Genomic DNA, 19,902 nt, shown 5'->3' with positions numbered 1-19,902 from the left:
AGTGGGCAGATCTGTTGGCCATCATCGGGCAGTTTTACTGGCCACCAGCGGGCACATCAACTGGCCGCCCGTGGGCAGAAACCAATGGCCATTGACACGCACCAGCATCGCTGGCATCCTCCCAGCCCATGGGTGTACCGGGAGTCCAAAAGCATTGGCGGCATATCACGTGGAAGAGGTCAGGGTTCCTGGTCGCGGCAAGGGTGATCATCAGCAGTGCCCCTTTCATCGGACTGATCTGGCTTTAGCCTAAGGCGGTTCGGAGGCATTGGAGGCAGCAGGGCCGCTAACATTCTGGCGGCCGTCGGCTGCTCGTGCCGTACATGCACACTTCGGGGAAGGGTAGCCACCGCGCAGGAAAATACCCCGCCTTAAACGGCGCCGGCGGGGTATCTCCTTGGATCATTTTCGCGCCGCGCTCCCGGTTTTGTCTGTGTGTGCGTCGGGCAGAAAATCGAACGACGCGATGTTCTTCGAACGGATCAACGCTCTGAACTTCGTGGTCGGTGCATGCTGATGCGCTAGGCACACCCTCCCACGGATCTTCCTTCAGATAAAACGGGGTTGCTTGGGGCAGGGAAAACGGCGGGCTCATCAACGTGGATCGAACGAGCAAGCAGCCTTCCCCGACCCGCACGAAACTGCCAAACCCCTGTGAGGAAGGGCGGACGATCATTCGGCAGGGCAGGAATAAGACCGTGAGTCGTGGACCGGAAATGAGCAGGGAACACCCAAGGGCAGCATCCTTGAAGGACGCCGCATCCTCCCTGGTCGCGACCAGCGGTAGGGGAGGTCAAAAGCCGGCCGACAAGGGTCGGCCAGTGCTAGTTCTCGTCCGGCAGGCTCGGGATCTCCCCGCGCCGCAGTCGCTCGGCGAGATCTCTTGCGTTTTCGGCGAAACGGGCCGCGTAAACCGCGAAGTTTTGGATCTCCTCCTCGGTCCACCCTTTGGTGAGTTCTGTGATCTGCATATCACCTGCCGCGTAGAGCCGGCGCGAGGCATGTTCACCGGTCTCGGTCAGGTGAATCCGGATCGAGCGCTTGTCGCTCGTCTCGCTTCGCCTTTCGATAAATCCGCGCTCCTCCAGCCGGTTCAGCACCTTACTCACATTTGAGCGGCGCATGGCAAACAAGTCCGCGAGATCCATCGGTCGGAGCGGGCCTCGGTAGCCGAGTGCCCAGAGCACGTTGCTCTCGCCGAGGTCAAGGTCGGGCATCGCGAGGTGAGCGATACTGAGGGTGTACTCCGGCATCGCCCAGATCGTCTTAATCGCACCGAGGGCGGCAAGGATATCGGAGCGGTACGGGATCTCATTGACGCCCGGAAATATCGAATCCCGTGACGCCCCCAACGGGCGTTCTCTCTCAGACATTTAGGCCTTCATGATGAGTTCGCACCTATCGAGTATAGGCACTCGGGACGAACGACGCCGCCAACGACAGGGCGGCGTCGTTCGTCCCGATGGGCGGTCAGCCTGATAGCGGTCAGCGCACCTGCACCGCGACTCCTTCGCCGTAGTACTCGGTAGTTGCCTTGGTGATAGCGGCGACATGCCCGGCGCCGAGTTCCTCGGCGTGGGCGTTGTGGTATTCCAGGCTCGCAACCCGTGCCCGGTTCGAGCGGCGGAAGTGCGGGATGACCTCCTCGGCGAAAAGCTCGTAGGATTTTTTCGTTGCGTCCCAGTCGGCCATGTCGTAGTTGATTACCAGGAAGCTGCCGAATCCACCGGTCTTCTCGATCATGGCTTCGATGGCTTCGATGGCCTCGTCGGGGGTGCCGATCACGGCCGAGCCGAATGAAGGCCAGCCCTCACCTCTGAGCTGTTCGATCGCTGACTGCGGATCCCGTGCCCAGGGGAACTTTGTGTCGGAGACCTGCTCCAAGTAGTCAGTATGATGCAGCACCTTGCGGCGGATGGCCCGGTCGGCCTCCTCGCGGCTTTCGGCGAGGAACATCGGTGTGACGACACGCCAGTTCGACCGGGAAGCGTCGTAGCCGTTGGCCAGCGACTCCTTCTCGTAGACGTCCCAGTTACGGTCGAGGGCGTCGAAGCCGGCCTTGTCGCCGGCGGCGAGCGAGAAGAGTGAGGCGCCGTGTTTTGCCGCCAGTACCGATCCGGAGGGCGAGATGGTGGAGGCTACCGCAATCTCAAGTCCCTGCGGGCGGACCGGGAGCAATTGTGCCCGGCCGTCCTTCAGCGTGAACCAGTCTGTCTCCATGTTCACGACTTCGCCGCGGAGCAGCCGGGTGATCGCCTCGAGGGACTCACCCTGCATCCGGCGCTGATTTACGGGGTCGATGCCCATCATGATCGCGTCGACCGGCAGCTTGCCCGGTCCGACGCCGAGGATTACCCGGCCGTTCGTCTGGTGATCGAGCTGGGCGATCCGGTCGGCGACGAGCAGGGGGTGGTGGTAGGGCAGCGAGATTACTCCGGTGCCGAAGGTGATGCGGGAGGTGCGTTCGGCGGCGGCGGCTATGAAAACCTCCGGCGAGGGAATGTTTTCGATCCCGCTGGAGTGGTGCTCGCCCATCCAGTATTCGTCGAAGCCGAGCTCGTCGGCGACCTGGGCGAGCTGGATGTCGCGTCGTATCTGTAGGGTGGGGTTGCCGTTGAGGGGGTGGTACGGAGCCTGGAAGATACCGAAGTTGATTGTGGCGGGATCGAAGGTCTCCGGTGTTGGGAGCGTTGTCATACTCCTGTCCTTTCTGTGATGGTGTCTGGTTCTGTTGCGTCGCTTGCGCTGATTTTGCGCAGGCGCACTTCTTTGGAGATGAGCACGGGGATGATGGCGAAGGCGAAGATGCCGGCACCCACCAGCCAGATCGGGCTGAGCTGGGCGAGACCGGTAGCGTTCGTATCGATCCAGCTGCCGCTGTTGCTTACGATGAACCAGCCCACTGCCACCTGCGCCGCCGCTGCGATGCCGTTGAGCGTGCCGGTGACCTCGGGACGGGCGATGCCCGCCCAGTAGCTGTTTACAGTGCCCCAGAAGAACGGATCGCATAGGTAGGCGAAGCCCGCAATCATGAAGGCCCAGAGGAACCAAGGTGAGTCCGGGACTAGGGCGGAGTACCCGTAACCGATCACACCGCAGAGCGGGCCGATGACAAGCCAGGGCTTTGTGCGGGAGTGGAAGAACCGTTCGACCAGCTTGCCGTGCAGGAGGCCGACACCCACGGGAACGAGGGCCATCAACGGCATCGCCAGGGCGACGAGGTTTGCATCGACCTGCTCGAGAGTGATCAGGCCGTAGGGCACCCAGGTGCCCGAGAGCCAGGTAGCCGAGGTGGCGAACGCCGTGGCGATCCCCATCGTGACGATGCTCGGCTTCTTCAGCGCCTTCAGCACCTCCCCTAGCTTGAGTCGCGGCTTCGTGGTCCCTTCGAATCCACGGCGGATGGCGTCCCTCTCGTCGGCGCTGATGCCACGTAGCTTTTCTGGCACTTCGGCGATGAAGATGACGAGGAGCACCAGGGCGGGCACGCCGAGCGCGGAAATCACGTAGAAGGCCTCGCGCCAGCCGAAGGCGGTGGCAAGAGGGTAGGCGATCAGCGGCGCGAGGATGTGAGGGAGGAGCGTAGAGCTCATCCAGACCGCGGTGGCCTTCGGGCTCATCGTGCCGGGATACCAGTTCGAGATGAGGCGCTGGCTCGGCGCCCAGAGGAATCCGAAGAAGACACCGAAGACCAGGTTGCGCCAGTAAAGCTCATCGTAGTTCGTCACCATTCCCGTTGATGCCGACATCACCGTGACGCCGGCGACGCAGATGACGAGCATCCGTTTCGCACCGAACCGGTCGGCGAGCACGCCCGCGATCAGCAGCATTGGGAAGTAGCCGAGCAGGTAGCTGGCCGAGGCCTGCGCGATCTGGTCAGGGGTGAGACCGAGATCCGCCGCCCAGAACGGGTTCAGGAGGCCGAACTTGGCCACGTCGAGCCAGACGACGAAGTTCACTATCAGGATGATGACGAACAGTAACCCGCGTTTGCCCGCTAGCAATCTGTCGGGTCTGAAGGTGGATAAAGCTGACATTGAATCTCCTTTGATTTAGTCATTGCATTGGTAGAGCGGATGGCGGCATCGGCATCAGACGGCGGTGTAGCCGCCGTCGACGGGCAGCACGGCCCCGTTGACGTATCCGGCCACCGGTGAGGCAAGGAACACCGAGACCGCAGCGATCTCCTCCGGGGTGGCTAACCGGCCCATCGGGCTTTGGCCAGAGAGCGCGTCCTTGGCCTCGGGGTTTTCGAGGATCTGCGCGATCATCGGGGTATCGACCCCGCCCGGACAGATGCAATTCACCCGGATGCCCCGGTCGGACCACTCGGCAGCAATCGAGCGGGTAAGCGCGATCAGTCCCCCTTTGGTGGCTGTGTAGGCGTCGGCTCCGGTAAGACCGACGAGCCCGTTGATGGAAGCGATGTTGATGATTACGCCAGAGCCCTGTTCGGCCATCAGGGGCAGGACCGCCTTGGCGCAGAGTGCCGGGCCGGTGAGGTTGATCGCGAGAATGGCGTTCCAGTGCTCGAGCGGCGTGTCGACCACATTAGCCATCGTGAGGCGCGAGTTCTCACTGAATCCGACGGCCGCGTTGTTGACGAGCACGTCGACCCGGCCGTACTCCTCGACGACCGTGTCGAACGCTGCACGAACGGCCGCTGCGTCGGAGACGTCGACCTTGACTGCCATCGCAGAGTGGCCGGAGCTCCGTAGCTCATCGGCCGTCTGCTCTGCCGCAGCACCGTGCCGATCTGCCACGATGACCGTCGCACCCTCTTCGGCGAACAGCCGCACGGTCGCCTTTCCCTGGCCGCTGGCGGCTCCTGTCACGAAGACGATCGAACCTTTTAGACGAGTGTCCACGAATTTCCCCTTTCGTCCCCTCATAAAATTGCCGCGGTCATCGCAGCTAACAGGCACGGGGAACTTAGTGTCTTGAAGACACCAAAACTGATGTCGAGAAGACACTACATGTAATGTCCCTCACACACTAGATGTAATTTCTTAATATCACTAAGTTTCTTCCCTGGTGGCGAAATGGACCCCGGCAGCTGCGCCGACCTTCATCCGCCCTGCGTCCATCGAACGCATAATCCTCGCCGAGGACTACCGCACTCCCCGCTTGGACGGCCTCGTGCGTTTTCCGGCGCCTTATGGCCCTGCGGTGCAGGACCCGCCACGAGAGCCCAGGGCGACTTTATGGGCTCCGGACAGCGTCTCGGAAGTAAAAATCGCAAAACTATCGACATCCGGCACTTAGAGAGTTAGTGTCTTCGCATCATCAAATTTGATGTCTGCAGGACACTAGTCGACCAGTAGGTGCTGGACGCAATTCTGGCTGGTTCAAGTTTTCAATGATTGAACGAGGGAGTTCACATGACAATCCAAACAATGAATGCCGCCGTTTTCCGCGGGCCCGGGGCGATCACTTTCGAGAGTATAGAGGTGCCCGAGCTGGGCCCTCGTGATGTTCTCGTGCGCGTTACGGCGTGCGGAATTTGCGGCTCTGATCTGCACTCGTTCAAGAAGGGCATGTACGTCGAGCCCGGTCAGGTGATGGGGCACGAGTTCGTTGGCACCGTGGAGCGTTCGGGGCTCGAAGTAACCGACATTCCCGAGGGATTGCGCGTGGCCGGTTTTACTATCGGCAACTGCGGGGCCTGCTTCTGGTGCGAGCGTGGCGAGTACGGGCTTTGTCCTGACATTTTTTCCCGGTCGATTGGCTACGGGCGGGCAGGTGCCTTCGCGGAGTTCGTCGTAATCGAACGCGCTCAACTAGGTCTTAACATTTTCGAGGTACCCGAGAGTATCGACGACATGAGTGCGGCGACGATCGAACCGGTCGCAGTCGCTGCGGCTGCCGTGCGGGCCGCGGGTATCGGCCCGGGCTCCAAAGTTGTGGTTCTCGGTGCGGGGCTGATTGGAAACGCCTGCATGCAGATCGCCAAGGCGCACGGGGCCGAACGCGTCGTCGTGATCGACATCAACCCCCTGCGCGTCCAGGCCGCGCTTGACCACGGCGCCGACGCCGCTTTCGACGCACGCTCGGGCGATGCGATCGAGTGGGTGAAAAGCGAGCTGGGCGTTGGGCGCTACGCCTTCAACGAAGGCGCGATGGCGGATGTGGTCATCGAGGTCTCCGGAGCGCCGTCGGCGGTAACGCAATCATTTGAGATGGTCCGCTCCGGCGGCACCATCGCCTTCGTCGGCCTGCCGGAAGTTGCGGCACCCGTGGACACCACGAAGATCGTGCACAAGCAGCCGAAGATCATCGGTTCCCTCGCCGGGGACTTCGCGGCAGCGATCGATCTGCTGGACCGCGGACTCGTCGTTACCGGCGACTTGGTCGACCGCGTGCGCGGGATCGACGAGCTGCAGGACGCGTTCGACGATGCGACCACTCAGCGCGACATCATGAAGACTGTCATCACGATCGGCCAGCGATGATGGGCAACGCCAGCGAAGCTTCCACTCGCACCATCGCCGTGACCGGCGCCGCTCAAGGCATCGGCGAGGCCGTCGCGCACCGCATAGCTGCCGACGGCGAAAATCTCGTGCTCGTCGACCGCCAGGCCGAGCGCCTTAATGACGTAGCCGCGAAGCTGCGCGCCACCGGCGTTGACGTACAGACCCGCATATGCGATCTTTCGGTGGCCTCGGAGGTCTACGACCTCGCCGATTCGCTGCAAGCGGTCGATGGGCTCGTCAACGTGGCCGGCGTCGGCCTGATGTCGCAGTTCGCCGACCTCGAGCTTCGGCAGTGGGAGAAAACCTTCGCGATCAATGTGACGGCAACGTTCATCCTGAGCCAGCGCGTGGGGTCGGCGATGGCCGGACGCGGTTCGGGCCGCATCGTCAACATGGCGAGCATCGCCGGCAAGCGCGGCAGCGCGAATCTCGCCGACTACTGCGCCTCGAAAGCGGCCGTCATCGCACTTACGCAGTCAGCCGCAGCCGCCCTCGGCCCTCAGGGTGTCACGGTGAACGCCGTGTGTCCCGGCCTCGTTTGGACGCCCATGTGGGAAGCGACGGGCTCCTGGGTCGCTGCGAACACCCCCGCCTTGGCCGAAGCAGGGGCGAGTAACTATGACGCGTTCATGGCCACGGTGAGGGCATCGACACCGCTTCAGCGGGCGACCCGCGTGGAGGACATTGCGGCCGCGGTGCGTTTCCTGCTGTCAAGTGACGCGTCGCTCATCACCGGTCAGGCCGTGAACGTCGACGGCGGAATCGAGGTGCACTGATGAGCGGGAGGATGAATCGCACCATCGTGCAGCGCTCAACGGGCGACCCGGCAACGGTCGCCGAGATCGTCGAAACCCCTATACCGGCTCCCGGCGGAAACGAGCTCCTTGTCGAGCTCGTTCTGGCCCCCGTCAATCCCGCCGAGATCCTGATGCTGCAGGGAATGTACGGCTATCGCGACACTCAGCCCGAGCTGCCGCGTTCGGCTGGAATCGAAGGAGTTGGCCGGGTCGTGGGGGGCGCGACATCCGTGGTTCCCTCGGGGACCCTAGTGTCTCTTGCCGGCAGCAGGACGGTCTTCAGCGACTACACCCTGCTCCCCGCCGACAGTGCACTCGTCCTGCCGCCCGGCCTCGATGTCGACACGTTCGCCGTGAGCTTCGTCAACGTACAGGCTGTCCTCCTGATGTTCCATGAATGGCCGGAGGTAGCACCGGGTGACTGGCTCATCCAGAATGCCGGCAACTCGGCATACGCCCGGGTCCTTGACGCCGTCGCCGCCCGGCGGGGGGTCTCAGTAGTCAATGTTGTGCGCAGTGTCGAAAGCGCCCGCAAAATCGACGGGATCATGAACGGCCCAGTAATTGTCGACGGCGATGACCTGGACACCCGCGTGCTCGAAGCAACAGGCGGAACGCGGCCCAAGATCGCGATCGACGCAATCGGCGGAGCAAGCACCGGTCGCCTGGCTGAGTCGCTGGGCACCGGCGGGAGGGTAGTGACCTACGGCCTGCTCTCCGGCGAGCCCGTACACGTTGATACGCGGCTCATCGTATTCAATGATGTGAGCGTCGAGGGGTTCTGGATGCCCCGCTCGATGGGCCGGGCCTCCCCGGAGCTCCTGCGGAACATCGGCAACGAAGCCCTCGAAATCATTCGGGAGGGAAGCATCACCGTGCCGATCGCGGCGCGATTCGGCCTCGGAGAAATACGCCAGGCGCTAACCCTCGCCGCGCAGGGCGGCCGTGACGGCAAAGTCGTCATCACCCGCTGATCTGCTCGCTTCCGAGCCGTGCCCCCCAAGCCGGGCGGCGGTCGCCGCATCCGGTTCTATCGATCGCCCCTTGAATACTGACAGCCCAACGACCACGCGGAACGCGTGCTAGAAGGAGACCACCATGAAGACCATCAGAACCGATGACGTCACTGCCGTCTCGGTCGCTCCCAACGTCGACACCGATGTCCTCGGACCGGAAGCATTTAAGGCTGCGTTCCGCAACCACCCCGCCGGGGTTGCTATCGTCACCGCAGACGCCGGCGCTGGCCCGGTGGCAATGACCGTCACCTCAGTCTTCTCCGTCAGCGCCGAACCGCCGCTTCTGGTCTTCTCGGCCTCTGCCTCGTCATCGAGCACCCCCACCATCCGAGCGGCTGAAACGGTCGTCGTGCACATACCCGGCGCCGACCAACTCGAACTCGCCCAACTCGCCGCGACCAGCGGCGTCGACCGATTCCCCAACGGGCTCTGGACCAGGCTCCCCACGGGCGAACCGGTCTACCCCGGCGCCCACGCCTGGATCCGCGGCCGCATCATCAACCGCATGGAAGCGGGCTCTTCGACCGTTTTTGTCGTCGAAGCACTCAGCTCCAGCGCTCCCGCGGCCGACAGCGACGAAGCGGACGCCCGATTCGCCCGCCCTCTTGTGTACCACAACCGCACATGGCACGTGCTCAACGACGCCTCCAAGCTCTAATGCTGCTCGCTATCGACACCTCGCTCGGCACAAGCGTGGCCATCGTGGACCGGGACCGAGGCATCCTGACCGAAATCAACGAGAGCGACGAAGTCGATCACGCTGCCGTGATCGGCCCGTTGATCGCACAGGCACTCACGCTGAGTGAGACCGAATCCGCCACGCTCAGCGGTGTCGCCGTCGGCATCGGACCAGGGCCGGGCCGCAATGTCCACATAGGAATCGCCGCAGCTCATGGATTCGCTTGCGCGATCGGCAAACCGGTCGTGCGAGTAATCAGTCACGACGCCATGATGCTCGATAGGCCTCACCCGGCCCTTATCGTCACCGACGCCGGCGACGGCATGAGCGCGTGGACTACATACGGCCCGCCTGATCCACAGCTAGGGTTACCCAGCCGGCTAAGTGATCCAGCCTTTGCGCTAACAGGCGACACCATCGACCCCGGCGCAAACTTCGACGGCCCCCGCATTGATATCCCAGAGGTCAGCGCGGGGGCAGTGGGGATGCTCGCCGAGCGGCTGTTTGCCGGCGGCCGCCCCTTCGCCCGAAGAGAAGCCTATGTAAGCCCGACATCCGACATGGTGACCCGCCCCTAAACTCGACGCGGCTTCCTGGCGGCACGAGTTTTTCCGAGTCGGAAGGACGCAATCGCGCCGAACCCCAAATAGTCCAGGTCCGGTCGTTCTCGCGGCCATACAACGAAACGAAAGCTCAGGAGCAATGCTGCATCTTCAACACGAATGGCAACCCCTCGTGGGCCAGGTCGTCGAGATACGGCTTAAGGGCAAATCGATCCGGCACGGCCGGATGGATATGGTCACCGAAGACGACCAGATCCTGTGGATCCGACACGATGGCGTTGACCACCGACGGCTTTTTAATAGAGAAGAAGGATTTGAAGTCTGGGCAACCACAGCCCCAAAGCCAGAGCCGGAGCCGAAGCCCAGCCATCCCGCTTGTGCGCGCAACGACACCGGTAAGCCAACATCCCTACAGAATGAGAAGGAACTAACAAGATAAGGGGCAGCGTATGCGTGCGGTGGTGACAGAGGGGTTCGGTGGTCCTGAGGTCATGAGGATCGATGAGGTGGATGAACCGGCTGTCGCGGCCGACGAGGTTCTCGTCGAGGTCATCGCGGCCGGAATCAATCGAGCCGACCTGCGCCAACGGGAGGGCTTCTACCCGCCTCCGGCAGGGGCCTCGACGATCATCGGGATGGAATGCTCCGGTCGCATCGTGGCGGTCGGTTCTCAGGTGACAGAGTGGCGCGCGGGCGACGAGGTGTGTGCGCTCCTCGCCGGCGGCGGCTATGCCGAGAAGGTCGCGGTGCCGGCGGCGCAGATCCTTCGTGTGCCGAGTGGCGTGAGCACCCGTGACGCGGCGGCATTGCCAGAGGCGTGCGCTACGGTGTGGTCGACGGTGTTCATGATGGCGCAGCTGTGCGCGGGAGAGTCGTTGCTCGTCCACGGTGGCAGCAGTGGAATCGGCACAACCGCCATCCAGCTCGCTGCCGCGCGCGGCGCGCGCGTGCTGGCGACGGCTGGCAGCGAAGCAAAAGCTTTGCGCTGTCGAGAACTCGGCGCCGAAGTCACGATCAACTATCGGACACACGACTTCGCCGAAGAGGTGATGCGTGTGACCGACGGACGCGGAGTTGATGTCGTTCTCGATCTGATCGGCGGGAGCTACACGCAACGGAATCTGACGGCGCTTGCCCGGGGCGGTCGGCTCATCTGTCTGGGCATCCAGGAGGATCCGGTCACGGCGTTCGATATCCGTACGTTGATGGCCAAGCGAGCTTCGATCATCGGAGCCGCACTCCGTTCACGACCGCTGGCAGAGAAAGCGGAGATTATCTGTGGTGTCCGCGACGAGGCATGGCCGCTCATCGAGGCCGGGGTGATTACTCCGGTGATCGACAGAAGCCTCCCCTGGTCCGAGGTGCAGGAAGCGCACCGTCTGGTCGCTGAGAGCCGCCATATCGGAAAGGTTCTGCTCGACGTCGTGCCGTCATAAATTTCGGACGGTGTCAATCAATGCGCGGACCACGGGGCGGCGGTCGCCCTCCAGCCAGCAGAGGCCGTAAATGTAGTCGGGCTCGGGCTTTGCGAAGTTGCGCACCGTGACGCCGGGACGGCGCAGCTGGCGTGCTCGAGCTTGCGTGGCCACAGCGAATCCGTGTCCGTCGCGCACCGCTGCGATCATGCGCTCGAGGTCGGGTTCTATACGGGACGTAAGTGGTTCGATGCCTTGCCACATGATGCTCATCAGCCGGTCCCATGCACCGGGAGCCTGGTCACGCGGCCAGGCAACATAAGGCTCGGACCGGATCTCCTCGAGCGTGATCTTTCGACGAGAGCGCGCCAGACGGTGCCCTGTGGGCAGAATTGCAGCCAGTTCAATGCGCGCGAGCTCGAGGGAATCGATGCCGGCGTCGTCTGTCAACGGAAGCAGCATTATCGCGGCATCGACCTTGCCGGAGCGCACGAGCTCGAGGTTGTAACTCGACCACGCGGACTCGATCTGCACGTCGAAGCTGGGGTGCGCGCGCCGGAACTGCTCGACGAGATCGTGGCCCAGATAGGTGGGCGCGGAGCGAGACAAGGCGAGGCGCAGCAACCCCTGCTCGCCGCTGGCGACACGGCGAACCTCAGTTAACACGCGCTCCTCGTGCTCGAGGAGCGCGTGCGCCGACTCTGCGAGTGTCGCGCCGGCAGGGGTTAACTGAGTCGGACGGCCACGCGTGAGCAGGACCGCCCCCAGCTCCTGCTCGAGCTTGCGGATCTGTTGGGAGAGTCCGGGCTGGCTGATGTGCAGTTGCTCGGCCGCCTTCCCGAAGTGCAGCGTGCGGGCCAGTGTCAGGAAGTAACTTAGACGCTTCAGGTCCATGGTGCCCCGCCTCCTCGTTGTCCGTGTCGGGCACAGCCTTCGAACCATCCTACTGTCGATTGCAAATGCTTATGAAACGATTGCCCTTTTCTATTTGACCGGGTGCGGAGTGTCCAGTTGACTGTTCCTCAAGCGGCCGCCAGCCAATCCAATCCACCTGTCGGTCTGTCCCGTGGCCGACGCAGTGCGGACGACAGTGTGCGCACGGATGCCTGCAGCGAAGCAGCATCGAGATGAATCAGCATCGAGACAAAGGAGTCATGAAATGATGAAGTGTTCTGCCCTGGGCGGCGTGGCATTAGTCGCCTCGACCATGATGTTGGCCGGATGTGCTGGCGTCACGGGCGGTGACTCGGCCGGCGGCTCGGGTGACGATTTCCCCTCGGGCACGATCGAACTGGTCGTGCCGTTCAGCGCCGGGGGCGCGACAGATCTGATCGGACGCGCCTTCGCCGCCGAGCTCGAGAAAAATCTCGAGGGCACGACGATCGTCGTCGTGAACAAGCCGGGGTCCAACACCGCGGTGGCCGCCACGGAAGTCGCCGGAGCCGCGCCCGACGGCCACACCCTCTTCCTCGGTACGTCTACGACGTTTGTCACCACGCCGATGACACAGAGCGTTCCGTACACCCCGGAGGACTTCGATGGAATCGCCGGGCTCGCAGACCAGCCATACATGCTCGTGACCGCCAACGACAGCGAGTACGCGACGCTGGAGGATCTGATGAACGCCGAGGGGCGCGTCACTTACGGGGTGACCGCAGTGGGTAGCAACACACACCTTGCGGTCGCGGACTTGCTCGCGAAGTCGGGCGTCGAGGCAGAGGCGATCCCATTCGAATCGGCGCAGGAGGTCGTCACCGCCGCGGCCGGTGGCCAGGTCGACATCGCGGCCGCCGATTTCAACATCGCTGCACCGCAGGTCGAGGGAGGCAGCGTCACGGGCCTTGCAGTGACGTCAGCGACGCCGGTCCCGCAGACACCTGATCTGCCGACGCTCGTGGACTCGGGTGTCGACACGCAGGCGTTCGTCGGCCGCTTCGCACTCGTCGCGCCCGATGGACTGCCGGAGGACGTGCGCGAGACTCTCGTGGAGGCCGCCGAGAGCGCGCGCGAGAGCGAGGGCTTCCAGACCTTCGTCGCCGATAACTATCTCGTCGAGCCTGAGTACCAGGACGGCACGGAGTGGCTCGAAGGAATGGTTCCCGAGCTTCGCGCGTCGATGGAGCACCTGTTCGACGAACTCGACATCTCCCAGTGAGTCCGGGGAGTGCCATATGAGCAATGAGATGAAGCCCGTCGCGCGGGGTCACGAGGTGGAAGAGGGTCAGGCCGTCGTCGACGACGAGGAACTCGACGCTGAGACCAGTTGGACGGGGCGCTACCCCGTATACCGGCGTGTCGTCCCGATCGCGCTCGGCGCTGTCTGCATCGCGCTCTCGCTGCAGTTGCCGCTGGGCACGGTGATGCGCCCCGGGCCCGGTCTGTGGCCGCTGATCTGCGGCATCCTCGTGCTCGTCGCGGGCGCTCTGTCGTGGACGTCGCCGCCCGCCGAGGACGAGGAACGGATGTCGCATCGCTCGTGGATCGTCCTGATCGCCGCAGGCAGTGTCGGTGCGTTCATCGTCGCGATGCCGCTCATCGGGTTCGAGTTCCCCATGGTCCTCCTCCTCGCACTTTGGCTCAAGGTCCTCGGGGGTGAACGCTGGCTCATGACGGCGGCTGTGTCCGTCGGAGCCACCGTGGCCTTCTACCTCCTCTTCGTTACCGCACTGGGGCTGAACCTGCCCCGACTCTTCTAGGAATCGAGACGAGATGATGGATTATTTCGCGCCCATCCTCGACGGATTCATTACCGTCCTGGAGCCGGAGAACCTGCTCTTCTGCCTGATCGGCGCACTCCTCGGCATGGTGGTGGGAGTGCTGCCCGGCCTCGGCCCGGTCGCCACGATGTCCGTGCTGCTGCCGCTGACGTATGGAATCGAACCCGTCGCAGCCGTAATCATGCTGGCCGGCATCTACTACGGGACCCAGTACGGCGGAACGATCACATCGGTCCTGCTGCGCCTCCCGGGCGAGGCGACGTCGGTCATCACGGTGCTCGACGGCTACCAGATGGCGCGCCAGGGGCGCGCGGGGTCGGCGCTCGGGATCGCCGCGATCGGCTCGTTCATCGGCGGGACCGTCGCCGTACTCGGTCTCACGTTCCTCGCTCCGATCGTGGCCTCGATCGCGCTCAAGTTCGGCCCACCGGAGTTCGCCGCGCTTGCGCTCGCCGGCATCCTCATGGTTGCAGGGCTCTCGAGCGGCTCGCCGGTCCGGGGGCTTGTCGCGGCGGGTCTCGGCCTCTGGTTGGCCACAATCGGTATGGACCCATTCTCGGGGATGGAGCGTTTCTCCGGCGGCAACCTCGAGCTGTCCGACGGGATCGACTTCGTCACAATCGCCATGGGCCTCTTCGGCCTCGGCGAGATCTTCCACATGATCGAGCAGCGTGCGGCAGGATCGGCGATGGCCGTCAAGGTCTCGAACGTGCGGGTCACCGCCAGCGACTGGGCGCAGTCCAAGTGGGCGATCGCGCGCGGAACGGTCCTCGGGTTCGTGATCGGGCTGATACCCGGCGGTGGTGCAACGCTGTCGTCACTGCTGTCGTACTCGACGGAGAAGAAGGTCGCAAAGGATCCGTCGCGGTTCGGGCGCGGCGCCATCGAAGGCGTTGCCGGCCCCGAGACCGCGAACAACGCCGGAGCGACCGCCGCGTTCATCCCGCTTCTCACCCTCGGCCTGCCGGCCAACGCGGTGCTCGCCGTTCTGTACGGAGCGCTCCTCATCCAGGGCGTCACGCCCGGTCCGAAGATGATCGAGGACCACCCCGACATGTTCTGGGGAGTCGTCAATTCGATGTGGGTGGGGAACCTGTTCCTGCTCCTCCTCGCGCTTCCCCTCGTCGGAGTTTTCGTGCGGATCCTGCGTCTGCGATCCAGCATCCTCGCGCCCCTCGCCGTCGCCGTCGCAATGCTCGGCGTCTACAGCCTCGGCAACTCGTTCTTCGACATGTGGATCGTGCTCGCGTTCGGGGTGGTCGGCTGGCTCATGCGCAAGTACGGCTTTGAACCCGGCCCTCTCGTGCTCGCGTTCGTGCTCGGATCGATGCTTGAAGACGCCGTGCTGCGCTCCCTCCTCATCTTCGACGGCGATGCGACACAGTTCGTCCTGCGCCCGATCTCCGGCTCGATCATCATCGTCACGATCGCCGTGATCATTCTGGCGAATATCTTCAAGCGCGTGCAGACCCGCAACGCAGCACGAATTCTCACGAAAGAGAAGGCATGACCACCTCATCGAACGACCACGCAGTCAACACCGTCGCGGACACCATCGCGCGGACGCTTCTAGCGCACGGCATCACGGAGGTCTTCGGGCAGAGCCTGCCCTCCAAGTTCTTCCTGGCGGCAGAGCGGCACGGCATTCGCCAAATCGCGTACCGCACGGAGAACGCGGGTGGCGCGATGGCCGACGCGTATGCGCGAATTACCCGACGCATCGGCGTGATCGGCGCGCAGAACGGCCCAGCGGCGACGCTGCTCGTTCCGCCAATGGCGGAAGCTCTCAAGGTATCGATCCCGATGCTGGCGCTCGTGCAGGAGGTGCCGACGTCGCTCCGTGACAAGAACGCCTTCCAGGAATTTGATCACCATGCACTCTTCCGCGGCGTCGCGAAGTCGATCAACACACTGACCGACCCGGCACGGACCCAGGAGTATGTCGAGGCGGCGCTCCGTACCGCGACGACAGGGCGGCCGGGGCCGGTCGTCCTTCTGCTGCCCTCGGACATTCTGGGCACAGAGGCACCCGAGGCACGGGAGCCACTTCGCTCGCTCGCAACCTTCCCCCTCGATCGAACCCGTCCCGATGCCACTTCGGTGGAGGCCGCCGCCACCGCGCTCGCGGAGGCACGCCATCCCCTGATCCTTGCCGGTGGCGGCGTCCATCTCTCTGGCGCCGTTAATGAGCTTGTCGCTCTGCAGGAGGAGTTCGCCATCCCTGTTGCTACGACGAACATGGGCAAGGGCGCGGTCGATGAGTGCCACCCGCTCACGCTCGGAGTCATCGGCAATGCGATGGGGGAGGGATCTCCGCAGAGACCCGCGGTGTCGTTCCTGCGTGACGCCGACGTGGTCCTCCTCGTCGGCACGCGGACGAACGAGAACGGCACCGATTCGTGGCGGCTCCTGCCGGACAACGCGACCTATGTGCACATCGATGTCGACGGAGTCGAGGTGGGGCGGAACTATCCTGCTCTCCCGCTCGTCGGCGACGCCGCACTCGCTCTCGCCGATCTGCGTGCGGCACTCGCCGGGCGAAAGCTGCGCCACCTGGCGAATGGTCGCGAGTCAGTCGAGCGTCGGCTCGCTCGGATGCCGATTCGCGCCGAGTTCCCGAGCGTCCCGGACGGCGGGATCCTGCCGCAGCAGATTGCCGCGACGATCGACGAGCTCGCAGACGGTGACACGGTGCTTGTGGCTGACGCGAGCTATGCGACGTTGTGGACCACGTATTTCATGACGGCGAAGAGGGCCGGGCAGCGGTTCCTCACACCGCGCGGCCTCGCGGGTCTCGGGTGGGGGTTCCCGATGGCGCTCGGCGCGCAGGTCGCGGATCCCGGTGCACGTGTGGTGTGTCTGACGGGAGACGGTGGGTTCGGGCACGTCTGGGCCGAGATGGAGACCGCGGTCAGAGAGAATCTGCCGGTCACCGTGGTCGTCATCAACAACGGCATCCTCGGATTCCAGAGGCACGCCGAGCTCGTGAAGTTCGGCGCGTTCACCTCCGCGACCGACTTCGCCCCTGTTGATCATACGAAGATCGCCGAGGCAGTGGGAGCCCGATGGGCGCGCGTGAGCGATGCCGCCGATCTCGGGCCGGCCTTGAAGGACGCGATGGCGCACGATGGTCCGGTCCTCGTCGATGTGCTCGCGTCACCGAACGCGAATCCGCCGATTACGGCCTGGGATGAGCGAGCCGCTGTGCTCGCCGCCAACCCGAAGGTCTGAAATCAGAAATGCCGCTTACTTGGGAATTCGATGGGGACGGTGTCAAGTTCGATGACCGCGGTCAGAATGAGCGCGTCGGCTGGATCACCAGCCAGTGGGAGGGCGGCGAGCTCGTTCCGGTGGCCCCTCTCGACCTCGGCATTGGCGAGCCCGACATGATCCCGCTCCCCGAATGGGACGAGCGATGAGCAGCGACCCATCACGGATCTACAGCAGCAGTACATACAAGAAGGAGAGTAACACTATGGACGTCGGTGAACGTCTCGTTTCGTTGATGATCGGCGCTGGAATCAAGACCGGCTTCGGATGCCCTGGCGGCCAGACCGCCCCGTACTACCACGGCATGGCGGTGAACACCGACGACTTCCAGCATGTGCTGATGCGTGATGAGCGTAGCGCATCGTTCGCGGCTGACGCCTATGCGCGCTTGCGGGGCGTCGTCGCCGCATGCGATGCGACGGTGGGACCGGGCGCGACGAACCTGGTCTCGGGTCTAGTTGAGGCAAAGGCCGCGTCCATTCCGATGGTGACCGTCATCGCGGACATTCCGCGTCACTGGGAGCACCGCCGGCGTCTCGGAAACGCCGCGCAGGGCGCCGACCAGAAGGCCTTCCTCGAGCCCTGCGTGAAGTGGTATGGCCGCGTGGAGACGCCGGAGGCGCTGGACGACGTCTTCGCCCAGGCTTTGCGTATCGCCACGACGGGGCGTCCCGGCCCCGTGCTGATCGAGGTTCCCGACGACGTGTTCTCCGCCGCGGTCGACGCGACGGAGGTCGTGCAGGATCCATCACTCGCCGCTTTCCCTCGCTCTCGCAGCGTCCCCGCTCCGGGCGACATCGAAGCCGCCGTGGCGGCGCTCGCCGCCGCGAAGAACCCGGCGATCCTCGTCGGCGGCGGCGCACATCTCTCAGGGGCAGGCGACCAGGTGCGTGAGCTCGTCGATGTGCTCGACATCCCCGTGGCGACCACGATCAGCGGCAAGGGCATTGTGTCGGAGAAGGACCGGCGTGCGGTTGGCATCATCGGCTCGTTCGGAGTCCCCCTCGCCAACGAGGTTCTCGGCACGGCGGACGTGGTGCTGGTGCTCGGTTCGAAGCTCGGTCAGTCCGCGACGGTTGGCTACGACCTGCCGAGTGCTGACGCCACCGTGATCCACCTCGATGTCGATGCCGAGGAGATCGGCCGCAACTGGACGAACACCTTGCCCTTGGTCGGCGACGTTAAGCTCGGCATTGAGGCGCTCCTCTCGGCCGGTGTCTGCGCACGCTCGTCCGAGTGGGATCTCGACCACCTCGCCCGCACCGCCGAAGCGTGGTGGGCCGACGAACCGACATTTAAGGCGGAGCGCGACGAGGACCAGGTCAAGCCGCAGGACGTCGTGAAGATCATTGGAGAGCGGATCGCCGAGGACGATGTGATCGTGACCGACGCGAGCCTGTCCTCGGGCTGGATCGGCACGCGTTGGCGCGTCGACAACCCCGGTCGTCGGCTGCTCGCGCCGCGCGGCGTCGCCCCGCTGGGCTGGGGCCTTCCGGCCGCGATCGGGACGGCGTTCGCGCTCAAGGACATGGGCTCCTCCGCCCGCGTCGTCTGCCTCGCCGGAGACGGGGGGTGGGGCTACTCCCTGAACGAGATCGAGGTGCTCACGCGCTTCGAGATGCCGATCGTGTCGATCGTCCTCAACAACGCCGTTCTCGGTTGGAACAAGCACGTCGCCCTGCGACGGTATCCCGATGCCTGGGTGTCGCAGGACTTCTCCGAGGTTGACTACGCGGCCTGCGCCGCGGGGCTCGGTGCCCGAACATGGCGCGTTTCAACCATCGAAGATTTCGAGAAGGCGTTCGTCGAGGCACTCGACGTCACTGACCGGCCGACAGTGATCGAGGTCCTCAGCTCGCCGTTCGAGACCCCAGTCATCAAGTCGATGTCTGGTGGCGGCGTCGCCCCGCTGGCCGCATCCTACTGAGGAAGGAGAACAGCATGTCGACTCTGATAGATCTGACTCATGTCCTTCGCGAGGGCATGATCGGGCATCCGTTCCACGGGCCCACGCCCGTGTGGCTCGCCGGTTCGCTGAACCACTGGATGTATGCCAATTCGGACAGGCGCAATCCGTACGACGGCTCGCAGCTGTCCTTCGCGAATGAGCAGTGGGTGCTGAACGGGAATACCGGGACGCACATGGATTCACCGTGGCATGGCGACCCGGAAGGGATCGGAGCCGACCAGATGGCGCTCGAGCACGGTCACGGCACTGCTGTGCGTCTCGACGTCAGCTTCGCGAAGGCGCCGCGTGCTCACGTCACTCCCGAGATGCTCGAGCGCGCCGAACGGGAGTCCGGTGAAACGGTGTCCGCCGGCGACATCGTCCTCATTCACACAGGATGGTCCGATCTCGCGGACACGGATCCGCAGGCGTACCTGAGCGACCACATGGGCCTCACGAAGGAATCGGGGGAGTGGCTGCGCGCGCGTGATGTCCGCACGGTCGGGATCGATAACTCGACGGTCGAGACGGTGGAGGGGGCGCGTGAGTCGCCCGTGCACATGAACTTCCTCAAGCCGGCATCGCATGGCCTGCCGAAGGCGAAGATCATCGCGATCATCGAGAACCTGCGCAATCTCGCCAACATCCCGGTGAGTCGATTCGATTTCCTTGGGCTGCCACTGCCCTTCGAGGGAGGCAGCGGCAGCCCGATCCGAGCCGTGGCGGTCGTGCCATGATCTCGGTCGTCAAGGATTGCGCGGAGCCCGGTGTCTCGCTGATCGATCTCCCGGTTCCCAAGCGCACGGGAGACGACGTGCTCGTCCGGGTCGACACGGTCGGCATCTGCGGCAGCGATCTGCATGCCTATGAATGGATCCCCGAGTATCACTGGCTGGAGTCGTTCCTCCCCGCGGTGCTCGGGCATGAGATCACGGGCACGATCGTCGAGGCGCGGGCCCCCCGCCGCGGGGCGCCCGGGGGGCCAACGGGGGGGGGGGGGGCCGCCGGGAAGGGGGGGGGGGGG

The 19,902-nt window shown here is 64.2% G+C and carries 20 protein-coding genes; 14 read left to right on the top strand and 6 right to left on the bottom strand.

Annotated features, from left to right (window positions below):
- Positions 1-824 precede the first annotated feature (824 nt).
- From AC5RW2_RS36835 to AC5RW2_RS36820, 4 genes are all read right to left on the bottom strand, one after another.
- Positions 825-1,373 carry a MarR family winged helix-turn-helix transcriptional regulator gene (locus AC5RW2_RS36835; RefSeq protein WP_494032617.1) on the bottom strand — a complete coding sequence of 183 codons (549 nt, stop codon included), beginning with the start codon at positions 1,371-1,373 and terminating at the stop codon, positions 825-827.
- Positions 1,374-1,485: 112 nt separating this feature from the next.
- A complete protein-coding gene (locus AC5RW2_RS36830) occupies positions 1,486-2,697 on the bottom strand; it encodes an LLM class flavin-dependent oxidoreductase (RefSeq protein ID WP_494032616.1) in 1,212 nt (403 codons plus the stop codon).
- The gene (locus tag AC5RW2_RS36825; RefSeq protein ID WP_494032615.1) at positions 2,694-4,037 is read right to left on the bottom strand and encodes an MFS transporter; all 1,344 of its coding nucleotides are present in this window, start codon (positions 4,035-4,037) and stop codon (positions 2,694-2,696) included. The genes AC5RW2_RS36830 and AC5RW2_RS36825 overlap by 4 nt, the downstream gene beginning before the upstream one ends.
- Before the next feature lie 54 nt (positions 4,038-4,091).
- Positions 4,092-4,868 carry an SDR family NAD(P)-dependent oxidoreductase gene (locus tag AC5RW2_RS36820; protein ID WP_494032614.1) on the bottom strand — a complete coding sequence of 259 codons (777 nt, stop codon included), beginning with the start codon at positions 4,866-4,868 and terminating at the stop codon, positions 4,092-4,094.
- 513 nt (positions 4,869-5,381) lie between these two features.
- On the opposite strand from AC5RW2_RS36820, the gene AC5RW2_RS36815 reads away from it, so the two are divergent.
- The 5 genes from AC5RW2_RS36815 (at position 5,382) to tsaB (ending at position 9,543) form a co-directional block, all read left to right on the top strand.
- Positions 5,382-6,452: a zinc-dependent alcohol dehydrogenase gene (locus AC5RW2_RS36815; protein ID WP_494032613.1), complete on the top strand. Its 1,071-nt coding sequence runs from the start codon at positions 5,382-5,384 to the stop codon at positions 6,450-6,452.
- Positions 6,449-7,249, top strand: coding sequence for an SDR family NAD(P)-dependent oxidoreductase (locus AC5RW2_RS36810; protein WP_494032612.1), 801 nt, complete (start codon positions 6,449-6,451; stop codon positions 7,247-7,249). The genes AC5RW2_RS36815 and AC5RW2_RS36810 overlap by 4 nt, the downstream gene beginning before the upstream one ends.
- On the top strand, positions 7,249-8,244 hold the full coding sequence (locus AC5RW2_RS36805) for a zinc-binding dehydrogenase (RefSeq protein ID WP_494032611.1): 996 nt from the start codon (positions 7,249-7,251) through the stop codon (positions 8,242-8,244). The genes AC5RW2_RS36810 and AC5RW2_RS36805 overlap by 1 nt, the downstream gene beginning before the upstream one ends.
- A gap of 124 nt (positions 8,245-8,368) precedes the next feature.
- Positions 8,369-8,944: a flavin reductase family protein gene (locus tag AC5RW2_RS36800; protein ID WP_494032610.1), complete on the top strand. Its 576-nt coding sequence runs from the start codon at positions 8,369-8,371 to the stop codon at positions 8,942-8,944.
- Entirely contained in the window at positions 8,944-9,543 is a 600-nt protein-coding gene (tsaB, locus tag AC5RW2_RS36795) for a tRNA (adenosine(37)-N6)-threonylcarbamoyltransferase complex dimerization subunit type 1 TsaB (protein ID WP_494032609.1), read from the top strand. The genes AC5RW2_RS36800 and tsaB overlap by 1 nt, the downstream gene beginning before the upstream one ends.
- Before the next feature lie 115 nt (positions 9,544-9,658).
- Here tsaB and AC5RW2_RS36790 read toward each other — a convergent pair whose 3' ends face one another.
- Positions 9,659-9,814: a hypothetical protein gene (locus AC5RW2_RS36790; RefSeq protein WP_494032608.1), complete on the bottom strand. Its 156-nt coding sequence runs from the start codon at positions 9,812-9,814 to the stop codon at positions 9,659-9,661.
- A 163-nt stretch (positions 9,815-9,977) separates the two neighbouring features.
- Here AC5RW2_RS36790 and AC5RW2_RS36785 point away from each other — a divergent pair, with 163 nt between their 5' ends.
- The gene (locus tag AC5RW2_RS36785) at positions 9,978-10,964 is read left to right on the top strand and encodes an NAD(P)H-quinone oxidoreductase (RefSeq protein ID WP_494032607.1); all 987 of its coding nucleotides are present in this window, start codon (positions 9,978-9,980) and stop codon (positions 10,962-10,964) included.
- Here AC5RW2_RS36785 and AC5RW2_RS36780 read toward each other — a convergent pair.
- Complete coding sequence (locus tag AC5RW2_RS36780; protein WP_494032606.1) at positions 10,959-11,837, bottom strand: LysR family transcriptional regulator; 879 nt, start codon at positions 11,835-11,837, stop codon at positions 10,959-10,961. The genes AC5RW2_RS36785 and AC5RW2_RS36780 overlap by 6 nt on opposite strands.
- Positions 11,838-12,102: 265 nt before the next feature.
- On the opposite strand from AC5RW2_RS36780, the gene AC5RW2_RS36775 reads away from it, so the two are divergent.
- From AC5RW2_RS36775 to AC5RW2_RS36740, 8 genes are all read left to right on the top strand, one after another.
- A complete protein-coding gene (locus AC5RW2_RS36775) occupies positions 12,103-13,098 on the top strand; it encodes a tripartite tricarboxylate transporter substrate binding protein (protein ID WP_494032605.1) in 996 nt (331 codons plus the stop codon).
- A 16-nt stretch (positions 13,099-13,114) separates the two neighbouring features.
- Positions 13,115-13,639, top strand: a complete 525-nt coding sequence (locus AC5RW2_RS36770; RefSeq protein ID WP_494032604.1) for a tripartite tricarboxylate transporter TctB family protein — start codon at positions 13,115-13,117, stop codon at positions 13,637-13,639.
- 16 nt (positions 13,640-13,655) lie between these two features.
- Positions 13,656-15,170, top strand: a complete 1,515-nt coding sequence (locus AC5RW2_RS36765) for a tripartite tricarboxylate transporter permease (protein WP_494032618.1) — start codon at positions 13,656-13,658, stop codon at positions 15,168-15,170.
- Complete coding sequence (locus AC5RW2_RS36760; RefSeq protein WP_494032603.1) at positions 15,167-16,891, top strand: acetolactate synthase catalytic subunit; 1,725 nt, start codon at positions 15,167-15,169, stop codon at positions 16,889-16,891. The genes AC5RW2_RS36765 and AC5RW2_RS36760 overlap by 4 nt, the downstream gene beginning before the upstream one ends.
- A gap of 8 nt (positions 16,892-16,899) precedes the next feature.
- On the top strand, positions 16,900-17,079 hold the full coding sequence (locus AC5RW2_RS36755) for a hypothetical protein (protein ID WP_494032602.1): 180 nt from the start codon (positions 16,900-16,902) through the stop codon (positions 17,077-17,079).
- A 56-nt stretch (positions 17,080-17,135) separates the two neighbouring features.
- On the top strand, positions 17,136-18,857 hold the full coding sequence (locus AC5RW2_RS36750; RefSeq protein WP_494032601.1) for a thiamine pyrophosphate-binding protein: 1,722 nt from the start codon (positions 17,136-17,138) through the stop codon (positions 18,855-18,857).
- 14 nt (positions 18,858-18,871) lie between these two features.
- Positions 18,872-19,615, top strand: coding sequence for a cyclase family protein (locus AC5RW2_RS36745; protein ID WP_494032600.1), 744 nt, complete (start codon positions 18,872-18,874; stop codon positions 19,613-19,615).
- A partial coding sequence (locus tag AC5RW2_RS36740; RefSeq protein WP_494075107.1) for an alcohol dehydrogenase catalytic domain-containing protein occupies positions 19,612-19,902 on the top strand: 291 nt, incomplete at its 3' end. The genes AC5RW2_RS36745 and AC5RW2_RS36740, both read left to right, overlap by 4 nt.

This window comes from Arthrobacter sp. B0316-1-20 (assembly GCF_059091865.1).
The sequence above is the reverse complement of the archived record's forward strand: the minus strand, read 5'-3'. Positions and strand labels throughout refer to the sequence as shown.